The 13,760-nt window shown below is 58.9% G+C and carries 11 protein-coding genes; 4 read left to right on the forward strand and 7 right to left on the reverse strand.

What is annotated here, in order from left to right; genetic code table 11:
* Positions 1 to 69: 69 nt before the first annotated feature.
* A complete protein-coding gene (locus tag GY33_RS0108255) occupies positions 70 to 621 on the forward strand; it encodes a ferritin-like domain-containing protein (protein ID WP_031386878.1) in 552 nt (183 codons plus the stop codon).
* Positions 622 to 731: 110 nt separating this feature from the next.
* Here the strand turns inward: GY33_RS0108255 and GY33_RS0108260 are convergent, their stop codons facing one another.
* The 6 genes from GY33_RS0108260 to GY33_RS0108290 form a co-directional block, all read right to left on the reverse strand.
* Positions 732 to 3,857, reverse strand: coding sequence for an efflux RND transporter permease subunit (locus GY33_RS0108260; protein ID WP_035271597.1), 3,126 nt, complete (start codon positions 3,855 to 3,857; stop codon positions 732 to 734).
* Positions 3,858 to 3,872: 15 nt separating this feature from the next.
* Positions 3,873 to 5,057, reverse strand: coding sequence for an efflux RND transporter periplasmic adaptor subunit (locus GY33_RS0108265; protein WP_031386880.1), 1,185 nt, complete (start codon positions 5,055 to 5,057; stop codon positions 3,873 to 3,875).
* Between the two features lie 776 nt (positions 5,058 to 5,833).
* The gene (locus GY33_RS19735) at positions 5,834 to 6,997 is read right to left on the reverse strand and encodes a tetratricopeptide repeat protein (protein WP_031386881.1); all 1,164 of its coding nucleotides are present in this window, start codon (positions 6,995 to 6,997) and stop codon (positions 5,834 to 5,836) included.
* A gap of 142 nt (positions 6,998 to 7,139) precedes the next feature.
* Positions 7,140 to 8,276: a LapA family protein gene (locus tag GY33_RS0108280; RefSeq protein ID WP_161788455.1), complete on the reverse strand. Its 1,137-nt coding sequence runs from the start codon at positions 8,274 to 8,276 to the stop codon at positions 7,140 to 7,142.
* Between the two features lie 149 nt (positions 8,277 to 8,425).
* Positions 8,426 to 9,448: a tryptophan--tRNA ligase gene (trpS, locus tag GY33_RS0108285; RefSeq protein WP_031386883.1), complete on the reverse strand. Its 1,023-nt coding sequence runs from the start codon at positions 9,446 to 9,448 to the stop codon at positions 8,426 to 8,428.
* Positions 9,449 to 9,520: 72 nt separating this feature from the next.
* Complete coding sequence (locus GY33_RS0108290; RefSeq protein WP_031386884.1) at positions 9,521 to 10,177, reverse strand: site-2 protease family protein; 657 nt, start codon at positions 10,175 to 10,177, stop codon at positions 9,521 to 9,523.
* A 217-nt stretch (positions 10,178 to 10,394) separates the two neighbouring features.
* On the opposite strand from GY33_RS0108290, the gene GY33_RS0108295 reads away from it, so the two are divergent.
* Together GY33_RS0108295 and GY33_RS19090 are read left to right on the forward strand one after the other, a co-directional pair.
* Positions 10,395 to 11,246 carry a rhodanese-like domain-containing protein gene (locus GY33_RS0108295; RefSeq protein ID WP_035271600.1) on the forward strand — a complete coding sequence of 284 codons (852 nt, stop codon included), beginning with the start codon at positions 10,395 to 10,397 and terminating at the stop codon, positions 11,244 to 11,246.
* A complete protein-coding gene (locus tag GY33_RS19090) occupies positions 11,243 to 12,229 on the forward strand; it encodes a DUF362 domain-containing protein (RefSeq protein ID WP_161788456.1) in 987 nt (328 codons plus the stop codon). The genes GY33_RS0108295 and GY33_RS19090 overlap by 4 nt, the downstream gene beginning before the upstream one ends.
* Before the next feature lie 13 nt (positions 12,230 to 12,242).
* On the opposite strand, the gene GY33_RS0108305 is transcribed toward GY33_RS19090, so the two are convergent.
* Entirely contained in the window at positions 12,243 to 12,728 is a 486-nt protein-coding gene (locus GY33_RS0108305; RefSeq protein ID WP_031386887.1) for a hypothetical protein, read from the reverse strand.
* A 250-nt stretch (positions 12,729 to 12,978) separates the two neighbouring features.
* Between GY33_RS0108305 and GY33_RS0108310 the strand changes: the two genes are divergently transcribed.
* Positions 12,979 to 13,722: a basic amino acid ABC transporter substrate-binding protein gene (locus GY33_RS0108310; protein WP_031386888.1), complete on the forward strand. Its 744-nt coding sequence runs from the start codon at positions 12,979 to 12,981 to the stop codon at positions 13,720 to 13,722.
* Positions 13,723 to 13,760: the final 38 nt, after the last annotated feature.

Here is a 13,760-nt window from a genome sequence, read left to right on the forward strand (position 1 = left end):
ACTACGATGCGGGAGTCGACGAAGACGACCGCCGAACAAACCCAACTTCTCAACCAAGGAGCAACCACTATGGAAAGCGCGACCCCTTCAGCAAGCAAGGAAGAACGCAGGGCCAAGGTGATCGAGGTCCTGAACAAGGCACGGGCCATGGAACTGCACGCCATTACCCAGTACATGAACCAGCACTACGCCCTGGACGACATGGACTACGGCGAGCTGGCCGCCAACCAGAAGCTCATCGCCATCGACGAGATGCGCCACGCCGAAATGTTCGCGGAGCGGATCAAGGAACTGGGCGGCGAGCCCACCACGGACCCCGCGGCCAAAACCCAAAAGAACCAGGACGTGGAAACCATCTTCACCTTCGACGCCGGCCTGGAAGACAACACCGTGGACGTCTACAACCAATTCCTGCTGGTCTGTCGGGAAAACGGCGACAGCATCAGCATGAAGCTCTTCGAGCAGATCATCGACGAGGAGCAGGCCCACTTCAGCCACTTCGATAACGTGGCCGGCCACATCAAGAACCTGGGCAACGTCTACCTCTCCAAAATCGCCGGCACCTCCGCATCCACCGGCGGATTCGGCAAAGGCTTCGTCATCAATCAGGGCGCGGCCTGATCATCACGAAAAAAGGGCGGCCCGCAAAAGGGCCGCCCTTTTTTTGATCTCGTGGATTCTCCCAAAAAACGTTTTTCTCAAGACGAAACGACAAGTCGACTTTCCGTCCGTTACCGCGATTCCGCCTCGACGACCGCCCGGGGCAAGCCCGGTCCTTCTTCTTGCCTCCTCGCCCCGTAAAACAACGTATACATCACCGGAATCACCACCAAAGTGATCAAGGAGGAGCTAGCCAGGCCGCCGATGACCACGCGGGCCATGGGGGCCTGGGCTTCGGCGCCTTCGCCCCAGCCCAGGGCCAGGGGGGTCAGGGCCAGGGCCGTGGTCAGGGTGGTCATCAGGATCGGGCGCAGTCGGCGTCGTCCGGCTTCCTGGACGGCGTCCATGGGTGAGAATCCCTTGTTTTTGCGCAGGTTCGAGGATTGATCCACGATGAGGATGGCGTTGTTGACCACGATCCCGCCGAGCATGATGCAGCCGATAAAGCTCTGCACGTTCAGGGTGGTCCCGGAGAGCAGCAGCATCAGGACCACGCCGATAGCGGCCAGGGGCACGGCGAACATAACCACCAGCGGGTCGCGCAGGGATTCGTAAAGGCAGGCCATGACCATGTACACCAGGATCAGGGCCAGGATCAGGGCCAGGGTCAGTTCTCCGAAAGCTTCCTGCTGCTCCTCGTAATCTCCGGCAAAGACGATTTCATAGTCCCGGGGGACGGGGATATCCCGCAACACCTCGCGCACGTCCGCGGCAACGGCCCCCAGGTCCCGTCCACTGATGGCCGCGGAGACCGAGGTGATTCGTTGCTGGTCCTTGCGGTCGATCTGGATCGGGCCGCGCCCGCTCTCCACGGTCACGACGTTGCGCAACATGACCTGCTCTCCGGCGGCGTTGAGCAGGGTCATGTCCAGGATGTCCTCGATACCCATCCGCTCGGCCTCGGCCAGCTTGACCAAAATGCGGTATTCATAGCCGCCTTCCCGATAGTTCGCGGCCCGGCTCCCGGCGATTGCGGTTTCCAGGGTTCGGGCGATCTTGGTGGCGGACAGGCCCAGGTCCGCGGCCCGGGTGCGGTCGATGCGGAAGAGCTCCTGGCGCACCCCGGCCTCGCGGCTGAGCCGGACGTCGGTGATTCCCGTGACGATCTCCATGCGGGAAGCGACTTCGGAGGCCAAGGCGTCCAGGCGATCCAGCTCCCAGCCGCGCACCTCCACGACCATGCTGTCCCCGTCCCCAGCGCCCATGCGCAGAATGAACAAACCCTGGCCGGCCCGGGTGCGGACCACGGTTCCGGGGATCCCGCTCAAGGCCGGACGCAGGGCCGCGGCGATCTGCTCGCTGCTTCGGGTCCGCTCGGCCGCCGGGACCAGGGCCATGCGGATTTCAGCCCGGGACCCGCCTCCCCCCCGCCAGCCCGAGGCGCCAACATTGACGACCATGTTTTCGGCCTCGGGCACCAGATCCCGGACGATTTCCTCAATCCTTCGGACCTGGGCGTCCACCACTTCCAGGCGGGTGCCCACCTCCATTTCAATATTGACCCGCACTTCACCCTCATCCGTGCTGGGCATGAACTCGGAACCAAGATGCGGGATCAGGGCCAACGCGCCAATGAACACGGCAATGGTCAGTCCCAGAGTGATCATCCGGTGACGTAAAACCCATTGCAGCAAATCCAGGTAGGCGTCCTCCAGTTCTTTAAACATCCGTCCACTGAGAGCGTACATCCGCCCCCGTACGCCCGTGATGGGGGAGGCGGTCCCGGCAGTGGGTTGCAGCAACCGCGCGGAAAGCATGGGGACCACGGTCAGGGCCACCAGCAATGAACAGATCAAAGCAAAGGCCACTACATAGGCCAACTGACGGAACATCACCCCGGCGACACCTTCCAGGAAGACCATGGGCAGAAAGATCACCAGCGTCGTAATGGTGCTGGCCGTCACCGCCGCGGCCACTTGACTGGTCCCCTGAACAGCAACGGCCTTACTTTCGCCGCCCCGTTCACGAAGACGGTAAATATTTTCCAGGACCACGATGGCGTTGTCCACCATCATCCCAACCCCCAGGGCCAATCCGCCCAGGGTCATCAAGTTCAGGGTGAATCCGCCGAAGTAGATCAGGGTAAAGGTGGCGATGATGGAGATGGGGATGCCCGTGGCGATGACCAAAGTGCTGCGAATATTACGCAGAAAAAAGAGCAGGACCAGCACGGCCAGGGTCCCGCCGAACAGAATGGACCGGCCGACATTCGTGATGGACTGCTGGATGTACTTGGAGGTGTCGATAATCGAGGTTATTTGGACCTGGGGAAAGTCCGCGTTGATCCGTTCCAACTCCCGAAGCACGGTCTGGGCCACCTGCACGGTGTTCGTCCCGGCCTGCTTGCGCACGGCCAAGCGGACTCCGGGTTCGCCGTTGATGCGGATGATTCTGGTCTGGCGCTGGTGCCCGTCCGCGACCTCGGCCAATTGACCAAGATAGATGGGTGCCCCGTCCCGGATGGCGACCACGGTGGAGCGAATTTCCTCCAGGCTGGTGAATTCTCCGGGAGTACGCAGGGTGACCTCGAATCGGCCCTGGTCGATGGTCCCGGCGGGGACGTTGATATTGGCTTCGCGCACGGCCTGGACGATCTGATCCAGGGAGAGCCCCAGGGCGCGGACGCGGTCCGGATCGACGTTGACCTGGATTTCCCGCTCCAGCCCTCCCCAAATGTCCAGGGCGGCCACGCCGGGAATCCGTTCGATGCGCTGTTTGACCTGGTTGTCGATCACCAGACGCATTTCCACTGGGTCCAGTCGGCTGGATGCTCCAAGGATCAGAATCGGAAACTGGGCCGCGTCGAACTTGAACAATTGCGGACGATCAGCTGCGTCGGGAAGCCGACCGGCGATCCGATCCAGCCGATCGCGAATGTCGTTGGACGCCGCGTCCAGATTCGTGCCCCAAGAAAAGGACACCCGCACGGAGCTTCGGCCCTCGGAAGAGACCGAGGTTATTTCTTCCACTCCCGGAACCGCGGCCACGGCTTCCTCCACCAGCCGGGTGACCAGCTCTTCCATTTCTTCGGGACTGGCGTTCTCGTAAGACGTCACCACGGTTAAGGTGGGATAGGTCAATTCCGGCATCAGATCGATGGGTAGCCGGGACAGGGACACCCCGCCCAGAATCACCACGATCAGGACGACCATGATGGTGAAAATAGGGCGGGAGACGCTTTGTTGGGTGATGTGCATGGGGCGTGGGTGATGTTAGTTGTCGGTGACGATGCGCACCGTGGAGCCGTCTTCCAGGAGATGCTGCCCCAGAGTGACCACATCGCCAGAGAGGTCCTCGGGTTCCAGGATCTGGGACATGCCTTCCTCGGAAATGCCGACCCGCACGGCAATCAACCGGGCCGTGTCGTCTTCCTGGATCACGAAGACGCCCTGACGCCCGTCGCGCCGGACCAAGGCCGCGGAAGGGACCAACACGGCGTTCTCAGCTCGGGACAACTCCAACCGCGCCCGAACGAACATGCCCGGCTTCATCAGTCCTTCGGGGTTGGGCAGTTCCAGTTCGACACGGGCTTGCCGGGAAGCCTCCCGAAAAATGGGGGCGATCCGGGCGACATGCCCCTCGAAGGAATGATCGGGCAAGGCGTCCACGGTCACAAAGGCCTGTTGTCCGACCCGAATCCGGGCATAGTCCCGTTCCGTGACATGAAAAATCGCCCGCACCGCGCTGATGTCCAGAACGCTGAGCATGGGAGAATTTGCGGACAATGTCGTTCCTTCATCCACGAATCGCTCTCCCACGATCCGAAGGTTCTGCTCGCCGTTCTCAGGCCAGGCGGCCTCTATCCGGGCGTAACTCAACCGGACTTCGGCGGCCCGCAACGCGGCTTGGCGTTGTTCGACCTGAGCCTCGGCCACGCGCAATCGGGACTGCTGAGCGAGATATCGGGACTGAGAAAGATCCAACTCGGCTTGGGAAGCGACCATTTGTCCCCGGAGAGACTCGATCCGGACAAACTCCTTTTCCGCAATGTCCAGTTCGCTGCGGGCCTCCTCCAGGTTGGCACGGGCCACGGCCAACTCTGCCCGGGTCTGTTCCATCTGTTGGACGAATTCCGCGTCCTCCAATTGAGCGACAAGCTGGCCGCGCCGAACCGGGTCGCCCACGTCCACGAACAATTTTTCCACTCGACCTGAAATCTTCGGAGCGACGTCGAATTGCGCACGGGGCGTCAAGGTGCCGGAAAAGGTTCGGATATCACGGACAACTCCAACCTCCACGGGCGCGGCATGGACAGCGACTGACGGACTTCCGGCGGGCCTTCCGGTTCCCGGTTGTTGGGGATCGGGTTGCAGCACCTGGTAAGTCATCCAGCCCAAACCGGCGAGAAGGATCAGCAAAACAAGCGGCAAAACCACCCGCCGCGGACGTTGAGACATGGTCATGCTCCGTGGTTGTTCAAGCAAAGGTTGAAGATTTCGACGGATTTCTTATTTTCAACGCCCGATGAAGCAGCGGGGATATCATTGTTTCAGGCCTGAAAACTGATGAAATACGCAATATTGCGCTACAATATTTCCAAATAGATTTCTGCAATCCCGAAGGGATGACATCGTATAGCCGGTGGTTTCAACCACCGGGGTGCGGCACATAATTAGCTTGAGTCCTAAAGGGACGACATTATCTTTCCTTTTCGGCATGAAATGTCGTCCCTTCAGGACTCACACCCTGTAATATCCTTCTACCGGTGGTTGAAACCACCGGCTATACGACGTCTCCCTTTCAGGGAGAATGGGCAAGCGCACCAACATGCTTTATTCAAGACGTCCGGAAAAGGTAATCATCAATTGCAAAGTGCACACCAAGAAATAAAGCCATTAAATACCAACATATTAAAACCAACACACCTCAAGAGGACCTCTCGCTTGCGCAACAACCTGCACAACAGCACTGCACAATTGTGCAACAATCCGCACAAACAGTGCAGGATTTCGTTGAAAGGCTTATTACGTGATCCGAGCATCCCCGTGGTTCAATGCTCAGTGGTTTCCGGGCCATGGCGGCAATATCGCGGAGTGCAAAAAAAAACCGGCTGAGCGTGCCGAGAGACCGGGACGCCCAACCGGGATTGGTGGATGAATTGATATTCGTCATCGCTTGCTGCCGTAGGGACGGGCAGAAAGCGATGACGAAACGGCGTCCACCGGAAGCTTGATTAATCAATCACGCCGCGAAACAGCTTTTTGAAGACGGAACCACCGCAGTATCCGGTTTCTTGGGCCATGCGCAGGGCACGGGAATCTCCCAGGGCCGCGGCGGAACGAAAATCCCGGCAGGCTAGGTCGCGCTTGTCCATCTTCATGTACAGCAGGCCGCGATTGTGGAACGATGAGGCCAGACTTGCATCCTGGAGGATGGCCTTGGAGAAGTCCGCCACGGCTTTATCTGGAAAACCTGCATCGGCCAGAGCCAAGCCGCGTTCATTGAGCAGTTCGGGATTCTCCGGAGCGATCTCCAGTGCCCGGGTCAGGTAGTCCGCGGCCGCCTGGGGATTGGTGTACCGCTGACCGTTCCACAACAGACGGGCTTGATGCAGCCAGTCTTGAACGGCTTTTTCAGGTTGGGCCACGACCATGGCGGGAGATGAGGACTTCTCGACGGGTGCGGAGGAAGCTTTCGGCGCCGGAGTCGGGATGAGAACGGCTTCCCGCATCTCTTCAAGCTTTTCGGTCATGGCGATGCGTTCCTTTTCCAAGGCGGCCAAGCGCTCTTCCCCGGTCGCGGTGTTCTCTCGCAGGGCGTTTTCCAGAGCATTCAGGCGACCATCCAAACGACTACCCAGATCAATGATGTCCTGCTCCCGATCCGCGGGGAGATTGGCGGCGTGCTCGGCCATCCGGCTTTCCAGGTCGGTCACCCGTTGCGCGGCTTCCTGAATCGTCTTCTTCAAGTCGACGATATCCTTTCGTAAGCCTTTTTCCAGAGCATCAATTTTCTGAGCGTTCGCTTCCAGAACACTTTGCAGCTTCTCGCCGGTCTTCTCCCAAGGACGATCTCCCTGTGCCGCGAGTTCCTTGTCCAGACGCTGTTGGGCCAACGCGGCCATCTCTCCGACGGTCTGAAGCTGTTTCTCGTTGATGTTCCACCGGGAGCCGAAATCCGCGAGGCTTTGCTCCAAGCGCCCCAGTCCCGTCTTCAAGGCTTCGAGTTCCTTCCCGTTGGAGTCCTGAAAAGATTTCTGCCCTTCGGTGACCTTTTTCAACTCCTCGCGAAATTCGAGAGCGATGGCTTCAAGTTCAGCCTTGGTCAGCTTTGAACCGGAACTGGAACTTGCGCTGGATTTACTGGAGCTGGTTTTACTTGTTTTCTGCTTCGACACGTTGATTCATCCCCCTTTAGATGTCTTCGGAGACAAGAGCTTGGACGAAACCCGGTTTGCATACGCCCTGTCTCCAGCCGCGATCTGGCGGCGATCCGTTGCAATACCGGCTTGGACGCGAAAAAAAGTCCCGATCAGTGAGTTACCGGCCTTTTTCAGCGTTTTCAAGCTCCTTGGCCAAGGATTGGAGCATCTCCTCAACCCGTTCCAAGGTCTCACGCTGTTCCTCAGTCTCCACCTGAGATCCTAAAAACGCGGTCTTACCCGCCGTGTCTCGAAGGAATCCGGCCACAAGCTGCTTGCGCATGATCTCCGGCAGGGCCTGCAAGGCCAACATCTGCTCTTCCAGGCTCTCTATCCCGGCACCCAATTGCTTCTGGCCTTGCCCCAGAGATTCGATTTCATCGCGAACCGACACTCGTTCCCGTTCCCATACCCGCCCCATCTCTTCCTGAGTCGAGGCCATATGACCGCTTTGAATGTGCAGGTCGCCGAGTTGCTCGGCCATCTTGCTGACTTGATTGTTGAGAACGATGTAGACCCCGCTGCTTACGACAAGGGCCAAAGCGGCGGAGAGGAACAAAACGGCCCCCCATCCTGGACCGGAGGGGCGTTCCAGGACTTCGTCCTCCTTAAATTCCGATCGGTTTTCAGATGCGTTGTCGGATCGGGAAGATTTGGCAGATTGTTTATCGAGAGATTCCGAGATCGATTCCAAAACAGTTTGGGAAGAGTCTGATGTATCGGATGCTTGAGGATGGGAGGGGGATTCAGGAGTTTTTTCTTGATTTTCAGGGGAAGGATCTGTGGTATTGTTAGTAGCGGCCTGTCCCGTATTCTCGGCAAGGACCTTATTTTCCGATTCCGATGCGGTTGTCTTTTCCATCGTGGACTCCGTGGGGTTCTGAAAGGTTAGCGTGGAAGTTTCCGTGGATGAAATTTCTGCGGCAACAGCCCCTCGCAGCCATGCAGCCGACGAGTCTTCCCGTTGCTCTTCCGGTTCGGAGGTTTCGAACGTCGAGTCGGATTCCGTCTTGAACTCGGCTTGAGATACAGCTTGGGATTCCGTATCTGGCTCTGGTTCGGGTTCGGGAAGAAGCTCACGCTCTAGGTCGGCGATATTTTGTTTTGTTTCAGCCACTGAGCGTTTTAAGCGAAAATGTTCGCCCAGATAAGTCAAACTGGTCAACACCACCCCTATCGCGAAAAGGATCGAGATCAGGACAAAGGTGGGGAGACCGAACTCGACGGACAGCAACCCCGGCCAATGGATCACCATGGGCAACACCGGGGACAGGGTTTCCGCGTTCTGCACCGCGCCCAGGGCTATGGCCCCGCAGAACAAAAGGAAAAACAGGATTTTGACGTGCTTCATATCGGCTCCATATTCCCGGCATCACGAAAAAGCACCCGAAAAAGGCCCGTGTCTCAGGCCCGCAGGGCGGCCAATTCCTTGTATTCCAGGTTGACCCGCTCCCGGGCAAGGGTCAGCGTTTCCAGGGCCTGTTCGTGGGCCTTGCGATTGCCGGCCTCCAGCATCTCCCAAACCCGTGACGGTTGAGCTTCCAAAGCGGCCCGCCGTTCCCGCATGGGCTCCAAAAACTCTCCAAGGCTCTGTAAAAGCATCTTTTTGCAGTCCACGCATCCCAATGTGGCCTGGGTGCAGCCGGAGACGATCTCGGAACGCTGAGCGGCATCCGTCATCAACACATGATAGGGAAACATATTGCATTGGTCCGGGTTGCCGGGATCTTTTTTGCGCATCCTGTTCGTGTCCGTGAGCATGCTCATGATTTTCGGCGTCACCTGCTCCATGGATTCCGAAAGATGGATGGCGTTGCCGTAGCTTTTGCTCATCTTCCTGCCGTCCAGGCCGGGGAGTTTCTGGGCCTCGGTCAGCTTGGCCTGGGGCTCCGGAAAGAGCGGAGTATAAAGGAAGTTGAAGCGCCGGGCGATTTCCCGTGTCAGCTCCAGGTGGGGCAATTGGTCCTGGCCTACTGGTACGAGCTGCGGGCGGTAGATCAAGATGTCCGAGGCCATGAGCACCGGGTAGCCCAAAAAGCCGTAGGTGCTCAAGTCCTTGGAGCCTTCAAGCTCCCCCTTCACTTCCTTGTAGGTGGGGTTGCGCTCCAGCCAGCCCAGAGGGGTAATCATGGACAGCAGGAGTTGCAGCTCGGCATGCTCCTTGATCTGGGACTGCAGGAACATCGTGCATTTTTCCGGGTCCAGCCCCGCGGCCACCCAGTCCATAACCAGCTCGGGCACGAACTGTCTGATCCTTTCCGGACTGGCGTACTCGCTGGTCAAGGCGTGCCAGTCGGCCACGAAGAAAAAGCACTCGTACTCTTCCTGCAGGGCGATCCAGTTGACGAGTACGCCGAAGTAATGGCCCAAATGCAGCGGCCCGGTGGGCCGCATTCCGGAAACAATGCGTTGCGGGGTCGTGGACATGAAACCGATCTTCCTCGATAATAAGTGGTTAAAACAGTCTTAAAAACCCGACCAACTGCTCAAATGGATCGATCAAAGCAGAATATTGGTAAAAAATCTGACCATCGGCAACAGAACACTTTGCAGTACGCCGGTCATCAGCAGCAAGATAATTACGACAAAGCCGTATCTCTCGAAACTGTAGATCATGCGAACGCCGCTGGCGGGCAAAAATCCGGCCAGGATCTTTGCTCCGTCCAAGGGCGGGATGGGGAGCAGGTTGAAAATCCCCAGAATCAGATTGACGAGTACCCCGTACTGGGCCATCAGAGCCAGCGGCTCGATCACGCTCATCCCGGCCCCGCCAAGCATCATGGCCAGGAAAATCAGGGCGTGGAACAGGAAAGCGAAGCCCAATGCCAGAGCGAAGTTGGTACCCGGACCAGCCAGGGAGACCAGCATCATTCCCTTGACCGGATTCTGGAAATAGCGGGGATCCACCGGAACAGGCTTGGCCCAGCCGAAAAGAAACGGGCTTTTGATGAGAACGAGAATGAGCGGAAAGAGTATCGTGCCCACGGGATCGACGTGGCGGATGGGATTGAGGGTGAGCCTTCCGGCATGTTTGGCGGTGGGGTCGCCCAGGCGCCATGCCGCGTAGCCGTGGGCCGCTTCATGACAGGTTATGGCAATGAGTACCGGCACGGCCATAATTGCCAGCTCGCGGATGAAAGATGCTATGTCGAACATATTTCATCAAAATACCACGCTTGGCCGATGGAAGCAAGGAATGGCCGTGTAGCGTCCTTTTCCAAAGGCTCTTGCAAGCTTGGACTGATCGGCTCTCAAAACGACTCTCTGGCCGACTCCCACCTTGAACAACGTCAAGCTTCTCGGTTACGTTTTCAAACCACACGGGGAATTCCCACCTTGCCCCACTGTCTCACATAAACCAAAGGACCAAACCATGCCCGTCGAATCCATCTACCCCGAGGAACTCCCCGCGTTCAGCGCCAAGCTGAAAGAAGCCGACTATGCCCTGGTAGACGTCCGCCAGCCCGGCGAATACCAGGAGGGCCATATCCCCGGCGCCCGGCTGCTGCCGCTGCCGGAGATCGAAGCCCACCTGAACGAACTGGGCACCACCCCGAACCTCGTTTTTTACTGCCGAAGCGGGGCCCGCTCCATGGCCGCGGCCAACCTGGCCCAGGCTGCCCTTCCAGCGGGTATTCGCATCGTGAATATGATCGGCGGGTTCATGGCTTGGGACGGGCGGGCGCTGACCGACATGCCCCGGCTGGAGGTGTTCGACCTGGGCCGGGAGTCGTTTGATACCACGTCTCAAGCCCTGCTGAAGGCCATGGAACTGGAAAAAGCCGCCCAGCGATTTTACCTGGTTGCGGAAAGCAAGGCCAAATCCTCGGAAATGGCCGCGACCTTGGCGACCCTGGGCAAGGTGGAACGCACCCACGCCCGGGTGATCTTCCATCGCCTGCAACACGCAGACGCGGACTATGCCCGGAGGGATTTTGAAACCTGCTTTGACGAATTGACCGGAGACATACTTGAGGGCGGAGAATCGCTGGAAGCAGCCGTGGCCCGGCTTGACAGCCCTGGTCCCGACGGCAGGGACGGCGGCTTTTGCCTGTCCGTGACCGAACTGGCCCTGATGATCGAAATCGCGGCCTACGACCTTTACAAAAACCTGGCCGGAGTCCATGCGGGAACGGAACTGGAACCGGTCTTTCTGGAACTGGCCGAGGACGAGCTGAAGCACCAGCGCCTGCTGGCCCGGCTCTTGCCGGAGTGCGCGGCGTGACGACGCGCTCCGCCGCGGACGTGCAACAAACCACCCCCAAGGAGAGGCCGCGAATCCCCGTGGCCCTGGCCCGCTGCCCGGCTTACGAGCCGGACCGGTTGGCCGAGTCAATTCAGGCTTGCTGGAAGGCTTTGGGCCGCGTCTTTCGCCCCGGAGACACGGTATTGGTCAAGCCCAATCTGGTCACCTCCCGCCGGGCCCACCTTTCCTGCACCCATCCTCAGGTGGTCCGGGCCGTGTGCGTCCTGCTGCTGGATCACGGCGTCCGCGTCCAGGTGGGTGACTCCCCGGCTTTCGGCACCGCCGGGCAGGTGGCCAGAGCCGCGGGATTGACCGAGGCTCTGGCCGACCTGCCCGTGCCGGTGCGCAATCTGAACCGACCGGTTTCGATCCGCCTGGCCGGCGGCCTCCAGGTGGGCATCTCCCGCCACGCCCTGGAGGCCGACCTGCTGCTCAACCTGCCCCGGCTCAAGGCCCATTCCCAAATGTTCATCACCGCCGCGGTCAAGAATCTGTTCGGGTGCGTCTGCGGGGTGCGCAAGGCCCTGGCCCACATGCGCCATGGTCAGGGCGACGACTTGGCCGCGCTGATCCTGGACCTTCAGCCTCACCTGCCGCCTACCATCTCCCTGCTGGACGCGGTCACGGCCATGCATGTCTCCGGACCGGCCAGCGGGGAGCCTTGCCACCTGGGCCTGCTGGCCGCCTCGGACAACCCCGTGGCCCTGGATACAGCCATCTATACGGCCCTGGGCCTGCATCCGGAGCAGATCCCTCTCTGGCGTGAGGCCCGCCGCAAAAATCTGCCCGGCCACCATTCAGACCAGATCACCACTCCTCTGCTCTCCCTGGAGGAATTGGACCTCTCCGCCTTCCATCCCCCGGAATGCCTCAGCCCGGTCTCCTTCCATCCCCGGCAAGTCGTCAAAAGCATGTGCCGCCGGGCCTGGCTGGGATTGCGCGCGGTGGCTGCAGGCAGGTGAGAACAGGCTTAGGTCATTTGTCCGTAATGCCAAGAAAAACCCCTGCCCTGGCATTTTCGATCAGCTCTTCGGAAGAGACCTCTCCGAAGTTGAAGTTAATGATTTTCCAATCACCTTCCGGCTTGTAGAAAATGAATTCCATCCGCAGGGCTGCTTCCGCGTTGTACATAAGGTATGTGAGGACATGGATTCGGCTGCTGTATTCGTAAAGCCCAATGCGTTCTCGACCGGTGTATGCACCAAATGTTTCCGGCAACAGAGCCAGTTTGGAAGTGGTCTCCTCAAGTCCCTCTCCTGTCGCATACCAATTTGGATTTGTTGCTATCAAGCCGGTAATCGCTTCAGATGCTTTGCCTTCAGCCAGCAACGCATAAAAGGTTTCTAATGTTTCGTCATACGAAGCAGCGGCGAATGCCGTGCCGGTTAGGGAAACCGCCCAAAAGACCACCATGCCCATGAACCACCGACTCGCAGTGGTCGCTCGATTAATCTGAGACATACTTCCTCCATTCTTAAAAGTGTATAGAAAGCTGAGCCCGCTCAAACAAGCATAAACTACCCAGGGCCGGGAAGCTTCGCAACTCCAGCCTAAAACAAAATCAAACTCACCCAGGGCTTCGCGAACCCGCCTCATTTCCGTCCAGGTTCTTGACCTGACGGTGCCAACTCTTTAGAGGCACACGGTGTGGAAGATGATGTTTCTCTCCACATGATATTCATCTCAACGCAAACGAATGGAGGTTTTGAGCATGTTGAAGCGTTTTCTTCTGACGGGACTGCTGTTGGCGGCGATGACGTCCACGGCCTGGGCGCAGCGCACGATCACCTTCGCGTCCGACTGCACGTGGCCACCCATGGAAATGATCAGCGAGGATCGCGAATGCGTCGGATTCGGACCGGATCTGGTCAATGCCATGGCCAAGGCCGGAGGATTCGAGGCCGTGATCCAGAACACGGCTTGGGACGGCATTTTCGCGGGACTGGCCGCCGGGCGCTACAACGCCATCTCCTCTTCGGTGTCCATCACTGAGGAACGCAAGAACGCCATGGATTTTTCCGATCCTTATTTTGAAGTCAAGCAGGGCGTCGTGGTCCAGGCCAGCTCGGAGATCAAGTCCGAGGCCGACCTGGCAGGCAAGACCCTCGGCGCGCAGATCGGGACCACAGGCTACTTCGCCGCCATGCGCATTGCCGGAAACAACGCCAAGAGCTATGACGAAGTGGGTTTGGCCATCACCGACCTGGCTAACGGCCGCCTGGACGCCGTGATCGCCGACGACGCCGTGGCCGCGGACTACGCCCTGACCCACCCGGAATTCTCAAAGAACCTGACCCTGGCCTTTTTGATCGAGCCGGACGAGCCGGAGTACTTGGGCTTTGCCGTGAAAAAGGGAGATACGGAAACCTTGGAACTGATCAACAGCGCCTTGGCCGCGGTCAAGGCCAGCGGAGAATACGATCAGATCTTCAAGAAATGGTTCGGCGGGGAATAACCCAATTTCCTGATGATCACCTCCCCCTTCATGCCGGA

It is taken from the genome of Desulfonatronum thiodismutans (genome assembly GCF_000717475.1).
In the GTDB taxonomy this organism is placed as follows: Bacteria; Desulfobacterota; Desulfovibrionia; order Desulfovibrionales; family Desulfonatronaceae; genus Desulfonatronum; species Desulfonatronum thiodismutans.